The organism is Paracholeplasma vituli (genome assembly GCF_025446935.1).
GTDB classification, from domain to species: Bacteria; Bacillota_I; Bacilli_A; order Acholeplasmatales; family UBA5453; genus Paracholeplasma; species Paracholeplasma vituli.
This window is the reverse complement of sequence record NZ_JAOEGN010000002.1, coordinates 62,951-80,422: the sequence shown is the minus strand read 5'-3', so window position 1 is coordinate 80,422 and position 17,472 is coordinate 62,951. Positions and strand designations below refer to the sequence as shown.

Sequence of the window (17,472 nt, the reverse complement as noted above, 5' to 3'; positions counted from 1 at the left end):
TTTTTACTTTAAATATTGGATAACTTCATGAGCACATAACGAATGCCCTTAGATATGTAATTCGGAATATTTGAAACGATACCCATCGCAGGGAACGCTGCTTGAATCAAAACAATTAACAACAACAACTGATCCACTGGAAGTCTAGGCACCAATTCTCCTGTAGATGAGGAGTGGTAATCACGCCAGAATGAGTTAAATTCAAAGAAGTCTGGCATGAATATGACTAACCCTATAAAGGATGAGAACATCACAAGGAATAGAATTCGTCTCACTGTATTCATCGGTCTCAACACTCGTAACAAAACCATCATAGATGTGAAGGTTGCAGTGATGACAATAAGGGTAGAAGATTGGGTTTTATCGATATTTAAAATCGGTGTTAACGCGAATATGATCAAAACGTTCATGACGACTACAATCGCCCCCGGTAAGGCACGTTTTAAGACGTTCAATAAGAAGCGTCCGCGTACTTGGTTCGTATTTGGTTCAAGCGCTAATATGAATGAAGGTAACCCAATAACTAAGAAGTCAATCATGGATAATTGAGATGGGGTAATTGGGTAAATCCCTTTGGACAATATCGCAACAATTGATAACATGAATGAGAAGATTGTCTTAGTCAAGAAAAGAATCGCAACACGTTGGACGTTGTTGATGACACGACGACCTTCATTAACGACTTTTGGCATCGATGAGAAGTTAGAATCCATTAAAACTAAGTGGGATACGTTACGTGCTGCTTCACTACCTGAAGCCATCGCAATCGACGTATCGGCTTCTTTTAAAGCAAGGATATCATTAACACCATCACCAGTCATCGCAACGGTTCTACCGCTACGCTTCAAGGATTCAATCAATAATTTCTTTTGTGTCGGTGATACGCGTCCAAATACAGTATATTTGTCCGCGAAGCGAATGACATCTTTGTCCGAAACGCCTTCTAAACTGATGTATTTGTCTGCGTCCGCAATGCCTGCGCGCTTGGATATGTGCGCGACTGTCATCGGGTTGTCCCCAGAAATAACTTTAACATCGACGTTATGTGTCTTAAAGTATTCAATGGTTAAAATCGCATCCGGACGAATGGTATCTTCAATGACAATAAGACCAATCGCTTTAATATCTTGTGGGAGTTTATCGCCATCAATCGAACCCGTTGAATGGGCAATCGCCAATACACGATAGCCATCTTTAGCATACTTTTCAACATCTTCAGAGACTTCGGCATAAGCATCTTTCTTCAAGACAAATTCCGGTGCTCCCATCGCGAATGTACCGTATTTGTCAAATTCGACAGCGGAAAGTTTTCGCGCACTTGAGAATTGAATAACAGATTTGGTTTTAATGCGTTTGGTGGTACCAAATTTTTGTTCAAGCGCTTCTGAGGTTAGGTTCTTTTCCTCTAAGGACGCCATAATTGTTGGAATGGCTTTTTTGATTGGTAATCCAGAAGGGTTAACATACTCAATCACGTTTTTGACTTGCATGGTGCCATCGGTGATGGTACCTGTTTTATCCAAACAGAGGGTATCTACACGCGCAAGCATTTCGATACAGTAGAGTTCTTGTACGAGGGTGTTATTTTGAGCCAGTCTCAAAACCCCAACCGCAAGGGTGACAGAGGTTAATAAGAATAATCCCGATGGAATCATTCCGATAACTGCTCCACTGACGCCTCTAACAGCTTCAGGATAGGTAATACCTGCTACGTTGTTCATTTGCATATAGAACAAGGTCGCCCCAATCGGGACGATTAAGAACCCGACAGTGGTAATGATATTTCTTAATGATTTAAGTAAGTCTGATTTTGGCTTACGGTATTTTTTAGCTTGTTTCGCAAGGTTTTCAATATATGAATCCTTACCAATTTTATTAATTTGTGCAATACAGTGACCAGAAACTACGAAGGACCCGGAGTAGAGTTCATCTCCAACTTTTTTTACAATTGGGTCAGATTCACCGGTTAGTAAACTTTCATTCACTTCGATTTGCCCATCTCTAACGACCGCATCGGCACTGATTTGCTTCCCAGTAGTTAGTTTCATCAAATCGTCGATGACTAAGTCTGAAATCATGATTTCTTGTTCTTCACCATCACGGATAACCAATCCGGTTGGCGCAGATAAGAGTGATAATTTATCGATGGTTTTCTTAGCTTTGATTTCTTGGAAGATTCCAATTCCGACGTTCATGGAAACAATCACGATGAAAAAGAGGTCCTTAAAAGCACCTACTGTAATTAGCCAGGTTGCAATCCCAATATTAAGCAAGTTAAAAAACGTCATGATGTTCGACAACACAATGGATGTAATTGTTTTTGTTGAACCGGATGAAATCTTATTAGATAGTCCTGCAATGAGACGTTCTTCGACTTGTTGATAGGTCAACCCTTGTTGAATTTCAGGGTTAGGTCTCTCAACCTCAACGGTATGGCTTAATTCTTTTTTTGATTTTTTTCTTGGCTTAATGTCTTCCAATGTAATCACGCCTTTTCTGTTAGAATTTGAATTGCGAGATCGATGAGTTCGTCACATCGATTAATGTCGGTCAAATATAGATAGCCCACCATCGATTCAAATCCAGTAGATTTGTGATAAGTAGCCATATCGATGTTCTTACGACCAGGTCCTGAAGCATTACGACCCTTTTTAAAATAGTTTAATTCGGTTTCGGTTAAAAGATTGCGTTCAATGAAGACATCCATTAAACCCGCTTGGACTGATCCTGCAGTAAATTGGATGGCTTTTTTGTGTAAGTCGTTCACTTTCGTCAATCCAAGTGAAAGTAAATAACGACGAATACGTAATTCATAATATACGTCCCCAATGTAGGCTAAGGCTACACCATTAATTAAATGAGCCTCCATTAGAGTAATCCTAAATCGACCAATTCCATACGAATTCGGTCGGCGTCACTATAACGTTTTTCAGCACGTGCTTGTTGCCATGCTTGATAGCGCTCAATTTGTTCATCCGATAGTGGCATCAAATCCAGACGAATGCCTAAAATGGATAATATGAGGGTAATGGTATGATAATATCTCGCGATTTCTTCCACTTCTTTAGAACGATTCATCGACTTAATTTGATCGTATACCACTGTCATGACGTTTGAAATATTAAAGTCATCGTCCATCGCTTCTCTAAAACGTTCTAAGGCGTCAAGATTGATATCTACGGTTTTGTATCTCGCGATTGAGATATCGACAAAGGCTTGTTTCATGGCGCGTTTAATACGTTGCCATTCGTTATCAAACTGTTTCATTAAATCGTCTGAGTAATTGATCGGTTGACGGTAGTGGTGAGATAACAATAACAATCTAAACGATTGGTATTCGTAGTTTTCTAAAAGATCCTTCACGAGGATGATATTGCCAATCGATTTACTCATTTTTTCGTTTCCAAAATCGAGTCTACCGACATGCATCCAGGTGTTCGCTAGTTCGTGATTATCATGGGCACAGCTTTGTGCCATTTCATTTTCATGGTGTGGGAATTTTAAATCCGATCCACCCCCATGAATATCGATTAGATGGTTAAAAATAGAGTGATTCATGACTGCACACTCTGTATGCCAACCTGGGCGACCTTTTCCCCATGGCGATTCAAAGGCTAAACCAGTTTGAGTTTGTTTCCAAAGTGTAAAATCAAATGGTGTTTCTTTTTGGGAATCCACATCGATACGGGCACCGACATTCAAGTTTTCTAACACTTGCTTGGATAGGGCACCATAGTGACCAATTTTTTGAACTCTGAAATACACAGAATCACCACTTTGATAAGCATAACCTTTTTCAATCAAATCATTGATGTAAAAAATCATATCTGTGATATAGTTGGTTGCTTTTGGCATTAAATCTGGTAAATCACTGCCTAAAGCAAGCGTATCTTTGATGAATGCTTCTGTAAATGTTTGCGTTAAGAGTTTTTCATCAATGTTGAGTTTTTGGGCTTCATCGATGATTTTATCGTCGACATCTGTGATGTTAGACACGTAAGTTACCTTACAACCTAAATACTTAAAGTAACGTTTGACAACATCGAAAAAGACAACGGGTCTAGCGTTGCCGATATGAATGTAATTGTATACGGTTGGACCGCATACATACATAGAAATTTCATTGGGTTTTACAGGTGTAAAGATTTCCTCTTTACCTGTAAGTGAGTTAAATAATTTCAAGGTTTCACCTCATTAGATATATTATAGTTAAAAAAGCATATAAATACAAGCAATTCCCTTGAGTGAATAATTGACAATCCCTTTGTATAGGGATTATCTAACGCCTGCAATCGTTCGTAATTGTTTCAAAATTTCGACCATTGCCCAAGTGTCTTGCTTACAATATTCGAGCATATCACGTTTGACACGCTCTTTTGTTTTTGGATCATATGTTGGCATCGTTGCGTATTGAACAATCGCATCATTCCCATTCGCAACCGGCATCCCTTTATAGGTTAGGTTCGAAAATAAGGGTAATACCTTCTTAATTGAGTAAGATCCATTTAAGTCATTGTGGTAATAGTTAATCTTTTTGGCTTCTTCTTCATCATAGCCTAAATTTTTATAGAGTTTCGTATTGCCTTTCACGATATCCATGAGGTCGAATAAGCGATCTGCGATATCAATCAAACGATCTTTATATGCAGGAAATAGCCTAGCTAACTCATGAATGCGTGTTTTCTCAAATGCGATATTATACACCAAAACGGATCCGCCATCCGGTTTGATTACGTCAATCATCCCCTTTATTAGAGCTTCCCTTTGATCGAAATGATCGGTTGCTAAGAAAGAATAATTATCTTCATTCTTGTCACATACATTGGGTTCATGTTCTATGTGAATAGAATACTGAAATAAGGATTGCATATAGGGGGTTTCCCCTTTGAAACGTGGTAACGGACACGGGAATGATTCGAAGTCTAAGTGATAAATCGGATATCTAAGTTCTAGGATACCTTCTCTAATCTTACGGTAATGATAATAGGGTGTTTGAGATTCAATCACACGTCTTTGAATGATATTATTCTCACGTTTTAACCACGATTCAGGGATATCTAGTGCATTGACGATACCTTCATTGATTAAATCGTAACGGTCGCGTTTTTCACCGTATTCATCGGTAAAACCGTTATGGTTATTGAGATACGTTAAAACAGAGTTCTTCTCAGGAACATGGCTCCAACAAATCGAGTAAAATTGACATTGTTTACGGTCCTTACGTTGACAGTGTTTACCAATATCAACTGGGTTCGCATTCATATGGTTTAAGTAATCAATAACGGTTTTCATATCAGCTTCGATGATGGGCATGTAACGCTCCGTAATCGAAGTGAAATCCACTAAAACAATGATGTCGTCGCCATAAACTGGTTTATTGTTTTGATCATAAGTACCATCGAACACATAATCTTTGTTTAAAACCGCTAGGTAGAACCCTTTTTTCCCTTGTGGTGGATTTTCACTATGTTCAATGATGTATCTTTGAAAGGCTAAGTCATAAACATAGCGACCTTCATCCGAATAGCGATCATATAATTTTTGAAGCTTTTTATCGTATTTTTCATCGGTTGGAAAACCCAAATCTTTGGTGAGCATCAAGATGCCTTCTGGTGAGAACGCAAACATCGATTCCTTTTCATGGGTCATATCTAGGTATTTTCTTGAAGTGGTGGCTTTGGTTTCAAAAACTTTATACCCATTTTCTTGTGCTAAGTATCCATCTAGGAAACAGTAAAAATGATAGCCATCTCGTTCCATCTCAAATCGTTTTTGTTTGTAGGTATCTAACATGTTGAATTGAAAGTCCCCACTGAAGTGTTTACTAACCGCTTTCGCTGTTAAACCTTCCATCGCGTTATAAAAAGGCATCATGACCCTGAGTTGAGGGTCATCTTTGACAATCAGATCCTCTTCTTCATCATACATGTCGTTTAAAAGTTCATCGCGCTTCATGAAATTCTCAGCAGTCATGAGGTCATCCATGTCTTCTGAGAATGTAACGATAGCTTGGTTTTTCTTACGATAAATTTCTTCTAATGCGCCATAACGGCTACAGCGAACAATGTTGGTAAATCCTGTTTTGGATATTTTCATTCAAATCACCTCTTAGCATCATTATATGCCTTTTAAAAAACCATGCAAGTCATGAAATATATAAAACTATTTATATATTTTTATGCTACACAATCGTTACAAAAAAAGTTGTGGGTACAACCCGCAACTTTTTACTTATTATTCAGCTAATGCGTCTTTAATAAAATCACTATCAAAGAATGTCACTAGTGCTGCAGATTCAATTGTTGTTGTATCAGATGGTGTAGTAACTATTTCTTCACCATAAGTAACGACCACTCTACCTGCAATTAAATCATTGATGAGTTTGACAGTACCACCAGCTAAATCTACTGCTTTTGTGGTGACCATGTTGCCAACAGTACTTGAAAGCTGAACTTGGCCTTTTGCTCCAGGATAAACTTGGATAGATGCGCCCATATAGACTGACTTGTCTAAACGTTCACCACCGAGTTGAATACCAGCTAAACCACCAACAGACATCTTTTCAAAAGAAATGATGGATACAACTTCTGCATTACCAATAAGAATGCTACCTTTCGCAAACGCATTTACGATTGGTGAACTGGTAATACCAACCAAACCACCCACACCAATTTCATCGTCTGAACGGTCATTAGCAGAGGTGTTTGATGCTCTTGATAACTCTATATCACCTAATGCATATACGCTTGAAATGTTAGTACCTACAGATGATCCGACTAATCCACCAATAAAGACGAGTTGAGCTTTATCATTTGTTGTTGTGTTTGTAACATTAACATCCGCTAAGATGTTGACATCTGCGCTGGATTCGGTGATGGATGAGGAAGATAATCCGACGTTTTCAATACCACCGACTAAACCACCAACGTTGATGGTGTCTAATGCAGTCACACTGATTGTACCTTGAGCACTACTGTTATCAATCTTAGTTGCCTGAGCGCGTCCGACTAAAAGTCCTGCAAATGGTTCAGTACGTCCTGAAATCGTCAGTTCTAAATGGCTATTTTCAATTTGGATATTTGTTAACTTAGAACCTGTTTCAGCAAGTCCTACTACCGCACCAATATAGATTTGGCCTGTTCTAGAATAAGCTGCTTTTACAGTTGAATTTTTAATCGTAACATTTTCAATCGTTCCGGAACTCTTACCTGCAACAATGCCAATATTTTGGGTGCTGGTCTTAAAGTCTGTAATGACGTTTTCAATCGTTAGGTTTTTAATGGTACCACGGTTATAACCAAATAGCCCAATGAAGGTGGTTGTGGTATCCATGGTAAGATTTTTAATTGTTTTTCCATTACCATCAAATGTACCTGCGAATTGTTTCGATCCAAATTGGTTTTGGAATTTAGCTTCTAAGAAATCAAGGTCATTTTCAAGACGGTAATACGCTGTTAAGTCGTTTGGAATATTCAAGAATTCTTCAATGGTAGTAATCAATTTAGGTTCATCTACGCTTGAACCACTTGTTGTAGTAGTAGACTCACCTGTGGCCATTTTGTGCGATTTTCCGCCATATGTAGCAAATACGGAATAGCTATACTTCGTGTTTACAGCTAAGCCATCAAACATCACGGATGTAAGCTCAGTTGTAATGGTTGGAGCTTTACGAGAAACCTCCTCGCCATTTTTGTATAATACGATTACAATACCGTCAGCAGGGATCTCTTTATCCGGGTCTGTGACGTCTAACTCCATATAAATTGTTGTTCTTGCAGCAGCCACATTTTTAAGTGTAATCTTAACATTGGACTGATCATTACATCCAGCAAGGACAACAAGGGTTAGGACAAATGCGAATAATGTGAAAAGTTTTCTCATGCGTTATTCTCCAAAGTTTCTATAGTTTTGTCGATTCTATTTAAGGCAACTTCTTTACCTAATAAAGAAAGTGATTTTGGTAAATCTGGTCCGTGCATCGCACCTGTCGTTGCGATACGGCAAGGCATAAATAAGGATTTGCCTTTGACGTTTAAGTGTTTACCAATGTCTTTAATCGATTCTTTAATATCTTCAGCAGTGAATGAGCTGATGGCTAATTTCTTTCGGAATGCTTTGATGACTGGTAGGGTATTTTCGCTTCTTAAGAACTCAAGTGCCTCTGGTTCTAATTCAAATTCTCCATGGAAGAATTCATGGTGTAGTTCAACTATTTGTGCACCATAAGCTGTTCTTTCATGTAGTAAACTACAAAGATCAGAAACCCAAACCGAATTCGACACATCAATACCCGCTTTTTCGAGGTGCGGTTTGCACAGTTCTACAAAGGCTTCTAAGGATAATTTCTTCACATACTCTTTGTTGATATAGGCAAGTTTCACAACGTCAAACATGGCTGGTGCTTTGGATAGACGCGATTCATCAAAGTGCGTGATGATTTCGTCCTTAGATAAAATTTCTTGATTCACTGCTGGGCTCCAGCCAAGTAATGAAATGAAGTTTAAAATGGCTTCTGGTAAATACCCTAATTCGCGGTATTGAGAGATAAACTGAACAATCGATTGATCGCGTTTGGATAACTTTTTCTTTTTCTCATTGACAATAATGGTCATGTGTCCAAATGTTGGAATTTCCCAACCGAACGCTTCGTAAACCATCATTTGTTTTGGGGTGTTGGTGATATGTTCTTCCCCTCTTAAAATGTGGGTGATTTCCATGAAGTGGTCATCGATGACGACTGCGAAGTTATAAGTAGGAATCCCGTTATCTTTAATCATGATCCAGTCTTCGACTTCTTTAGATTGGAATCTAAGTGTGCCTCTAACCATATCATTAAATACATATTCTTTATTTTCTGGAACTTTAAAACGAATAGCGTACTTAGTCGAACCTTCTTTATACTCTTTATAAGCCATGCCCATATCAAGTAATTTTTCTGCATATTCTTTATATAAATCTAAACGTTCGAGTTGGCGATAAGGACCAAATGGGCCACCTTTATCTGGGGATTCATCCCATTCTAGACCTAACCATTTAAGGTTGTCTAATTGAGAGGCTTCTCCTCCAATAACGTTACGTTTAACGTCGGTATCTTCGATTCTAATAATGAAGTCACCACCATGACTTCTCGCAAATAAGAAATTAAAAATGGCTGTTCTAGCATTACCTATGTGTAATAGTCCTGTTGGGCTCGGTGCGTATCTAACACGTACTCTTTTCATACAAAAACCTTCTTTCGCATATATCATTATACGATATATGGGGCGTTCTTACAAGAAAAAAAGCAATCCGAAGACTGCTTTCCAAAAATTAACGTTTTGAGAATTGGGATGCTCTACGCGCTTTTTTAAGACCGTATTTTTTACGTTCTTTAGCACGAGGATCTCTAGTGACTAATCCAGCAGGTTTTAAGGTTGATCTTAAATCTGGATTAATTTCCATTAAGGCTCTTGTGATACCTAAACGGATTGCACCTGCTTGACCGGTTAATCCACCGCCATACACGTTAACAGAAACGTCGAAACGACCTTCTGATTCGGTGATTGCTAATGGTTGTAAAACGTCAAGACGGGTTGCTGCTGATGGGATGTATTCTTCGAATGGTCTGTCGTTTACAACAAACTTTCCAGTACCGCTTGTAAGAATAACTCTTGCTACTGAACTCTTACGACGTCCTGTGCCTAAATATTGAACCGCTTTTGCCATGATTATAATACCTCCAACTTAACTGGTTGTTGTGCAATGTGTGGGTGTTCGCTGCCAGCGTAAACGTACAATTTTTTAAACATTTGTCTTCCTAAACGGTTGTGTGGCAACATACCTTCTACTGCTTTTTCTACCATTCTGGTTGGGAATTTAGCCATAACATCTTTAGCCATGGTTGTCTTCAAGCTACCAGCATAATCACTGTGTGAATAATAGACTTTACCAGTCCATTTCTTCCCTGTTAATTGAATTTTGTCAGCATTAATAATGATAACATTGTCCCCTGTATCTACGTGTGGAGCGTAGTATGGGTTATTTTTACCCTTTAAAATTGCTGCTACTTGAGTCGCTAAACGACCAAGTGTTGCGCCATCTGCGTCAACGACATACCATTTTCTTTGGATGTTCGCCGGATTTGGCATTGTTGTAGTTCTCATCATTGTAATTCTCCTCCTTATTGGTTGTAATAAGGGCTATTGTGGGCTTTTTAAAACGTACCGTATAAATCTTACTATAAGTATGGTTAATTGTCAACCATAACATTTGAGTTTTTTTCAACGTACCTTTTCAATCCAAATAACACTACTTATACGATGGTTTTTCTTGCGAAATTGCCTTGAATGGTCTTCACAGGTTGTGTGATCATAAAGGCTTTCGGATCAAAATCTTTCACTAATTTACGAATCTGGGTGAGCTCATAAGAAGAGATGACCACGATGACCATCGTTTTTTCTTTGTGTGAGTACGCCCCTTCTACTTTGGCAAGTGTGACGCCACGATAGACTTTTTCTAAAATCAATTGAATGAGTTTAGCTGGGTTGTCGGTTATGATTTCCACTTTCATGAAATTATAAGCGGTGTGCAGTTTATCTGTGACCATCGTTGAAACGATGATACGAATGATGGTGTAAGCGGCGACGCTTGCACTACCAAATACGACCGCACCTATTAATGCAATCCCGACATTTAATACTAAGGATACAAAACCAACTGAGGTTCCGTGTCTTAAAGAATAATACTGTGCAACGATATCCAACCCACCAGTTGATGTCCCATATTTAAGAGCACCACCAACCCCAACACCGACCAATAATCCACCCATAACGGCTAGAACGAAGGTATCGTCTATACCCATATCTACCACAGGAATAAACCCTAAAATGGTAGACTGAATGACAACGGAAATGATGGAGTAAATAGTGAATCGTTTGGATACACCAAACCACCCTAAAATAAGGATTGGGATATTTCCAACCATGATGAAAATCCCCAAGAAACTGTTGCCTAGATTCATATCAAAACGGCTGTTTAAGATATTTCTGACCAGCTGTCCAATACCTGGGATGCCCCCTGTATAAAGGGGCTCAAGGGAAGCCTCTAAGAACCAGCTAACGCCGATTCCATAAATGATGGTAAATAGCGTCACTGAGAGCAGTGCACGTACTTCAAGCCACATTTTTTCGTTGTCTTTAAATAGGTTGCGCATGGTTATCCTTTTAAGATTTCTTCAAGTTTTTCTTCTGGGTTATATCGTTCAAATAGAACCACTGGTGCATTCAATTGGGTATGATCTTCAAAACCACCAAAGTCTTGAATCGAATCGAATGTCGTTTGATTCGTATGGATTTGTCTGAGGATTTCATTTGCAGTATCCGGAATGAAAGCCTTGAGTAATACAGCTGTAATACGAATTGTTTCAATGAGTTCGTACAAAACACCATTGAGTTCTGCTTGAGCACTTTCGTCTTTGAAGAGTTTCCAAGGTTCTGTCACATCAATGAACTTATTCGCTAAACGTAAAACCTTCATAATTTCTTCAATTGCGTCAGCGACACGGTATTCATCCATCTTCGCACGAACGTTTGCTAAAAGCGATTTAGTCGCTTCGACTAAAGAAATTTCATAGTTTTTTTGCGTGTTCGCTTTAACGACTAAACCACCACGGTATTTGTTTGCCATACCAATCGTACGATTCACAAGGTTGCCTAAGGTATTGGCCAAATCGGTGTTGTTTCTTTCAATCAACAATTCATAGGTCAAATTACCATCGGCAGCGAATGGAATTTCGTGTAAGACATAATAACGAAGGGTATCTTTCTTGAAGTGTTTCAAGATATCGTCAACATAAAGGGTATTCCCTAATGACTTACTCATCTTCGATTTATCAATGAGCACCCATGGGTGTCCGAAAACAGTTTTAGGTAATTCTAAGCCTAAAGCCATCAACATTATTGGCCAATAAATCGTATGGAATCTTAAGATATCTTTACCAATTAAGTGGATATCAGCTGGCCAGTATTTCTTGAACTTTTCTGATGGTGTTAAGGTTTCATCTAAGTCTAAACCACTGATGTAGTTTGTTAACGCGTCAATCCAAACGTAAATCACGTGTTTAGGATCAAAAGTTGGTATCCCCCATTTAAATGAGGTTCTAGAAACCGATAAGTCTTGAAGTGGTTCACTTAAGAAGTTATTGAGCATTTCATTCTTACGGGATTCTGGTGAAATGAATTCAGGGTGTGTTTGAATATATTCGACTAAGCGTGTTTGATATTTCTTCAAGTCAAAGAAGAACGTTTCTTCCTCTGTCCATACTAGGGTATCACCATTCGGACCTTTTCCATCCACAATATCTTTCTCAGAAATGAATGATTCTTCAGCAACACTATACCATCCAGCATATTTACCTAGATAAATATCACCTTGATCGTAAAGTTTCTTGAAAATGGCTTGGACGACTTTATGGTGATTTTTATCGGTAGTACGGATAAAGTGGTCGTACTCTACACCAACACTCGCATAAATGCGTTTGATTTCACCGGAAATATAGTCGGTATAAGCTTGTGGATCAATCCCTTTTAAAGCAGCTCTGGATTCAATTTTTTGACCATGTTCATCGGTCCCTGTTTGAAAATACACATCGTACCCATCGAGATGTTTAAATCTCGCAATGGCATCCGCAAGGATGGCTTCATAGACATTCCCGACGTGAGGAATGGCTGAAGCGTATGCGATGGCAGTTGAAATATAGAATGGTTTTTTCATCTTATTTACCTCCATTTTTTCGTAAAAAAATCGCCCCTAAAAACGCTAAGGACGAATGATCGCGGTACCACCTTAGTTCTATGGATAACCATAGCACTCTAACACTTAACGCGTGCGAACGGTTCAATCTACCTATCGATTGAACGGCTCCAAAGTCATCTTCAAAAATGGTTCTGTTTGTTTTCACCTGACACAAACTCTCTAGCTTAAAATCCATTTATTACTCTCTTTTTCATAGCCTGTACACTTATTATATATAATAATCTATGTAAAAACAACTTAAATCGGTGTAACTTTTTATAAATGAAAATGACCCAATTTCAGGGTCATTTGTAATGATGTATATTCTATTTTTTGATGCCACCAAATTCAATTACTTTTTGATAAACCACATTCTTATGGACACCGAGTTCACTCGCTACTTTCTTGATAGCTTCTTTTTCGCTGTATCCTAATTGGATATATTCTTTGACATCCGTAACAATGTCTCCACTACTTGAGGTAGTTTCAGATTTACCAGAAACCAACATCACGAATTCGCCTTTTTCATGGATATCTGTTGTGATAAGACTTTCGATTTTGCCTTCATAAAATGTTTCAAACTGTTTTGTAAGTTCTTTTGCGAGAACGACATCTCGATTACCTAAGACATCAAGCATGTCCTTTAGGGTATCTTTTACACGGTCACCACGTTCGTAAAATACGATGGTATGTGGTAAACCTGATAGCTTATTTAAAGCATCTTTTCGTTTGGATAATGTGCGGTCTAAAAAACCAAAAAATGTGAAGGGTTGTGGGGTCAAACCTGAGGCAACTAGCGCCGTTAATACAGCACTCGCACCTGGAATCGGCACAACCGGATAATGATCCTTTACAACAAGCACTAAGTCAAACCCTGGGTCGCTAATCGCAGGGGTACCAGCATCGGTGACAAGTCCAACCGAATCGCCTTGTTCTAGGTGTTTTAAGACTTCTAAGGTCGCACTTTGCTTATTGTGTTCATGGTAACTTTTGATCGGTTTAGATATTTCATAATGTGATAACAATTTTAATGTATTACGTGTATCTTCAGCAAAAATCACTTGAACCGTTTTTAGCGTTTCAAGTGCTCTAAGCGTAATGTCCTTTAAATTTCCAATGGGTGTTGAAATCAAATAGAGGGTGGGTTTGGTTTCAGTAAAACTTTGCCTAATCATTACTCGATACAAACGCGTTTAGCTTGTTCATGCCAATCACGTTCCGCGTAAATTACACGCATCAATTCTTTTCGTTTCGCAACCCCTATTTTGAACTGTCTTCTCACGTTATCAATGAAGAAGTGTTCAGAGGTATTGTACAAATCATCAAACATCGATAATTTGAGTAAGTTGAGAAGGACGATGTGTCTGGTCGCTTTTGGTTGAGTTACAAAGTAAGCCACTGTAGCTTCTTTATCTGAGGCCAGTGAGAATGTATACTCTTTGTAGATATCGTCACCAACTTCAGCAAGCATCATGTTTAAAATGCGCTTTTCAAAAGCATTTGGTTCACCGTCTATAGCGACCATATGGATGGCTAAATCCAGAAATTTTAATTTTTCTTTACGGTTGAGTAGACTGAGTAACATATGATTCCCTCCCAATGTTATATATGTCTAATATGGGCTTTGTCCAATGATCCTTGTGGTAAACTACCAAAGGTGTTTCGACAATTAAGCCCCCTTCTAGGCGGTTTTTCACGGCTTCAATTAAGACGTGATTTGGTTGTGCATGGCGTCTTGGTTGAACCAATTTCATGCGTTTAGGTTCTAAGTCGTGTTTTCTTAAAAGACTTAGAATGTCGGTTAAGCGGTCTGGTCGATGGACTAAATAGAATGACCCACCGTTATTAAGTAATTGCGCGGCTTCGATGATGAGTTCCTCTAGAGTCAACATCACTTCATGGCGTGCAATCGTTAAATATTCGTTTTTGTTCAAATGCGGGTTAGCAGGAACTTTGAAGAAGGGCGGGTTCGCAGTGACGATGTCAAAGGATAGCTTCCCAACTTCTTTAGAGATGCCCTTTAAGTCGCGGTGATGCAGGTGGATTTGATGAGATAAGTTGTTGATCTTTACCCCTTTTTGAGCCATTTCAAACACTTTATCTTGAATTTCTACACCATGGATTTCCGCGGTTGTTTTAACAGTTAAATAAAGCGGAATCGCTGCGTTTCCTGTACATAGATCCATAATGCGTTTGGTGTGTTTCTTGATTTTAACAAAATCACCCAATAACATCGAATCGATGGAGAACGCGAACATGTTGGGGTCTTGTATGATTTTTAGTCTTGGGTACCCCAGTAATTCATTTTCAATTTGCATGTTTCTTTTCGATATCCTTTAAGAATACATAACCAAAGGAACCGTCTTCATAAATGACCTTCAGTTGTTGTTTTAAGATATTGATGGAAATGACGCTGGCTTTACCTTCTTTGGTAACAATCTTATCGCCGACATCCGGCATGTTTTGACGGAGTTCTTCGTAGACGCTATTTTCAAATTTGATGCAGCATAAGAGTTTTCCACAATTTCCACTGATTTTTTGTGGGTTTAAAGATAAGTTTTGATTTTTCGCCATTTTAATCGAGACGTTATCAAACTCACCGATAAATGTTGTACAGCACGTAATTAATCCACACAGACCAATCCCCCCAATGAACTTCGCACCATCTCGTGAGCCGACTTGACGCAATTCAATACGGGTTTTGAAACTCTCAGATAAATCTTTGACGAGTTGTCTGAAATCTACACGATTCTCGGATTCGAAATAAACCACTAAACGGTCGCGGTCTAACGTGTATTCCGCTGCTAGTAATTTCATGTCTAACTGATTACGACGAACCAATTCTTTGGTAACATGAATAACTTGTATTTCAAGACTCTTGTTGTAGTCATTTTCTTCGATATCGTTATCTGTAGCCAATCGTAAAATCGGCTTTAATTCGTTTTGTAATTCTTCTTCCTTGACTTCAACCAGTTTGCCAACGACTTTGCCTAATTCGATGCCTCTAACGGTTTCAACCACCACGAGTGATTGGTCCGAAACGGAGAGCTGATTTGGGTTAAAGTAGTAGCGTTTCCCAGCCTGTCTAAATTGAACTTGTGCAACAAGCATGTATTCACCTTCTATCTTTGGAGATCTAACACGAGTTGTGTTAATGCCATCTCTATATTAATATTATAGTTTAATCTATACAAAATCGTTTGAATTTGTTTCAAGTGACTCAAGATATCGGCCATCGGTAGACGATTCGCGATTTCTTCATATTCACTTGAGAAGACTTCAAACGCAATGATTTCCTGATTCTTGGTTTTGAGTAAGTCTAAATAATAGATCATTAAGAGTTCTAAAAACTGCATCAAAATAGCTTTATCAGAACGGATTATACCCATTTTAGTTTCAAAGAGTACCCATAAAGGTTCTTCTTTTAACATGGCCTTATGATAGTTTTTAAGCGCGTTGGATAGTTCAATCATTTGATCAGATTTGGCCATCGCTAAGACGAGTGCTTTATCCTTATTTAGATACGGTAAGAACTCCGCTAAATAAGGGTCAATCCCTTCTTGTTTGAGTTCATCCGTGAGTTCTCGTTCACTACGTGGTTTCAAATAAATGATTTGACTACGGGATTGAATGGTAGGTAAGACCTGTTCGGGGTTATCCGAAAGCAAAAATCCAATCGTTTGTTTGGATAGCGGTTCTTCAAGAAATTTTAATAGTCCATTAGCCGCAGCTGTGGACAGTTTATCGACTTCATCGATGATATAAACGCGCGCGCCGCTCGTGAGAGAGGTTTTTGAAAACTCACTCTGTAAATCGGCAATTTGTTCTTTTTTGATGTTTTGACCCGCAGGTTCTATGAACATCAAATTCACATGTCCATTATCTTTGAGAATTTGTGCACCTTCCGGTTTTTTGATGAGTAATGCATTCGCAATCTCAAAGGCAAGTTCTTTTTTACCAGATCCTTTAGGACCTGTAAATAAGTATAAATGACTTAAACGGTCCTTATGGATCGCTTTCTTAAACTGTTCTAAAATGACGTGTTGTTTTATATTTGGTATAAAAGCAACCTGTTGTTTTATTTCTGGCATAAAAGCACATCCTTTAAATGGGCTTTCACATCGTCAATCACAGCTGCCATCGTACGGTCACCATCAATGACTAAATAGCGATTTGGATACATTTTAGCTAAGTTTAAATAGCCTTCTCGTACCTTTTGATGGAATTCGATCTTTTCTAAATCGAGGCGGTTATTGTCTCTAGATTTGATTCTTGAAAGTCCGATTTCTGGGTCTGAATTGATGTAGACTGTTAGATCTGGCATGTGTTCTAACGCAAAGGTATTGATTTTTAAGATGGCTTCAAAACCTAAACCTCTCGCATAGCCTTGATAGGCTAGTGAGGAATCGATATAGCGGTCACAAAGCACAACTTTGTTTTGTTCTAAAGCAGGTATGACGGTTTCTTCTAAGTGTTGAACACGTGCAGCAGCAAAAAGCAGCGCTTCAGTGCGGGCTTTCATGTGCGTATTTTGTTCATCTAAAATGATGGCTCGTATTTTTTCAGCGATGTCAGATCCACCCGGTTCACGGGTCGCGATGACATCTAAATTACACCCTTTGAGCCATTCGATTAAGGCTTTGATTAATGTAGTCTTTCCAGACCCTTCGCCACCTTCAAACGTAATAAACATGATAGCCT

Annotated in this window: 16 protein-coding genes and 1 other annotated feature; all 16 genes read right to left on the bottom strand. The window is 38.7% G+C overall.

Annotated elements, in window-relative coordinates:
* Positions 1–8: 8 nt before the first annotated feature.
* Positions 9–2,480, bottom strand: coding sequence for an HAD-IC family P-type ATPase (locus N7603_RS01420; RefSeq protein WP_262095533.1), 2,472 nt, complete (start codon positions 2,478–2,480; stop codon positions 9–11).
* Positions 2,481–2,485: 5 nt separating this feature from the next.
* Positions 2,486–2,869 (bottom strand): Mini-ribonuclease 3, encoded by a 384-nt coding sequence (locus tag N7603_RS01415; protein WP_262095532.1) that lies wholly within the window; start codon positions 2,867–2,869, stop codon positions 2,486–2,488.
* Positions 2,869–4,182, bottom strand: a complete 1,314-nt coding sequence (gene cysS / locus N7603_RS01410) for a cysteine--tRNA ligase (RefSeq protein ID WP_262095531.1) — start codon at positions 4,180–4,182, stop codon at positions 2,869–2,871. The genes N7603_RS01415 and cysS overlap by 1 nt, the downstream gene beginning before the upstream one ends.
* A 93-nt stretch (positions 4,183–4,275) precedes the next feature.
* Positions 4,276–6,096, bottom strand: a complete 1,821-nt coding sequence (locus N7603_RS01405; RefSeq protein WP_262095530.1) for a DUF2779 domain-containing protein — start codon at positions 6,094–6,096, stop codon at positions 4,276–4,278.
* A 138-nt stretch (positions 6,097–6,234) separates the two neighbouring features.
* The gene (locus tag N7603_RS01400) at positions 6,235–7,881 is read right to left on the bottom strand and encodes a M26 family metallopeptidase (protein ID WP_262095529.1); all 1,647 of its coding nucleotides are present in this window, start codon (positions 7,879–7,881) and stop codon (positions 6,235–6,237) included.
* A complete protein-coding gene (gene gltX, locus N7603_RS01395) occupies positions 7,878–9,221 on the bottom strand; it encodes a glutamate--tRNA ligase (RefSeq protein ID WP_262095528.1) in 1,344 nt (447 codons plus the stop codon). The genes N7603_RS01400 and gltX overlap by 4 nt, the downstream gene beginning before the upstream one ends.
* Before the next feature lie 88 nt (positions 9,222–9,309).
* Positions 9,310–9,705, bottom strand: coding sequence for a 30S ribosomal protein S9 (rpsI, locus tag N7603_RS01390; RefSeq protein WP_262095527.1), 396 nt, complete (start codon positions 9,703–9,705; stop codon positions 9,310–9,312).
* Between the two features lie 2 nt (positions 9,706–9,707).
* Positions 9,708–10,142 carry a 50S ribosomal protein L13 gene (gene rplM / locus N7603_RS01385; RefSeq protein ID WP_262095637.1) on the bottom strand — a complete coding sequence of 145 codons (435 nt, stop codon included), beginning with the start codon at positions 10,140–10,142 and terminating at the stop codon, positions 9,708–9,710.
* A gap of 149 nt (positions 10,143–10,291) precedes the next feature.
* A complete protein-coding gene (locus N7603_RS01380; protein WP_262095526.1) occupies positions 10,292–11,191 on the bottom strand; it encodes a YitT family protein in 900 nt (299 codons plus the stop codon).
* A gap of 2 nt (positions 11,192–11,193) precedes the next feature.
* Complete coding sequence (gene metG, locus N7603_RS01375) at positions 11,194–12,765, bottom strand: methionine--tRNA ligase (protein ID WP_262095525.1); 1,572 nt, start codon at positions 12,763–12,765, stop codon at positions 11,194–11,196.
* Between the two features lie 29 nt (positions 12,766–12,794).
* Positions 12,795–12,995 (bottom strand) — a binding site (T-box leader).
* 102 nt (positions 12,996–13,097) lie between these two features.
* On the bottom strand, positions 13,098–13,946 hold the full coding sequence (gene rsmI / locus N7603_RS01370) for a 16S rRNA (cytidine(1402)-2'-O)-methyltransferase (RefSeq protein WP_262095524.1): 849 nt from the start codon (positions 13,944–13,946) through the stop codon (positions 13,098–13,100).
* Complete coding sequence (locus tag N7603_RS01365; RefSeq protein WP_262095523.1) at positions 13,946–14,356, bottom strand: hypothetical protein; 411 nt, start codon at positions 14,354–14,356, stop codon at positions 13,946–13,948. Before N7603_RS01365 ends, rsmI begins: the two co-directional genes overlap by 1 nt.
* Positions 14,331–15,089 (bottom strand): tRNA1(Val) (adenine(37)-N6)-methyltransferase, encoded by a 759-nt coding sequence (locus tag N7603_RS01360; protein ID WP_262095522.1) that lies wholly within the window; start codon positions 15,087–15,089, stop codon positions 14,331–14,333. Before N7603_RS01360 ends, N7603_RS01365 begins: the two co-directional genes overlap by 26 nt.
* Positions 15,079–15,882, bottom strand: a complete 804-nt coding sequence (locus N7603_RS01355) for a PSP1 domain-containing protein (protein ID WP_262095521.1) — start codon at positions 15,880–15,882, stop codon at positions 15,079–15,081. The genes N7603_RS01360 and N7603_RS01355 overlap by 11 nt, the downstream gene beginning before the upstream one ends.
* Before the next feature lie 11 nt (positions 15,883–15,893).
* Positions 15,894–16,862, bottom strand: coding sequence for a DNA polymerase III delta subunit-related protein (locus N7603_RS01350; protein ID WP_262095520.1), 969 nt, complete (start codon positions 16,860–16,862; stop codon positions 15,894–15,896).
* A complete protein-coding gene (tmk, locus tag N7603_RS01345; RefSeq protein ID WP_262095519.1) occupies positions 16,850–17,464 on the bottom strand; it encodes a dTMP kinase in 615 nt (204 codons plus the stop codon). Before tmk ends, N7603_RS01350 begins: the two co-directional genes overlap by 13 nt.
* Between the last annotated feature and the right edge of the window lie 8 nt (positions 17,465–17,472).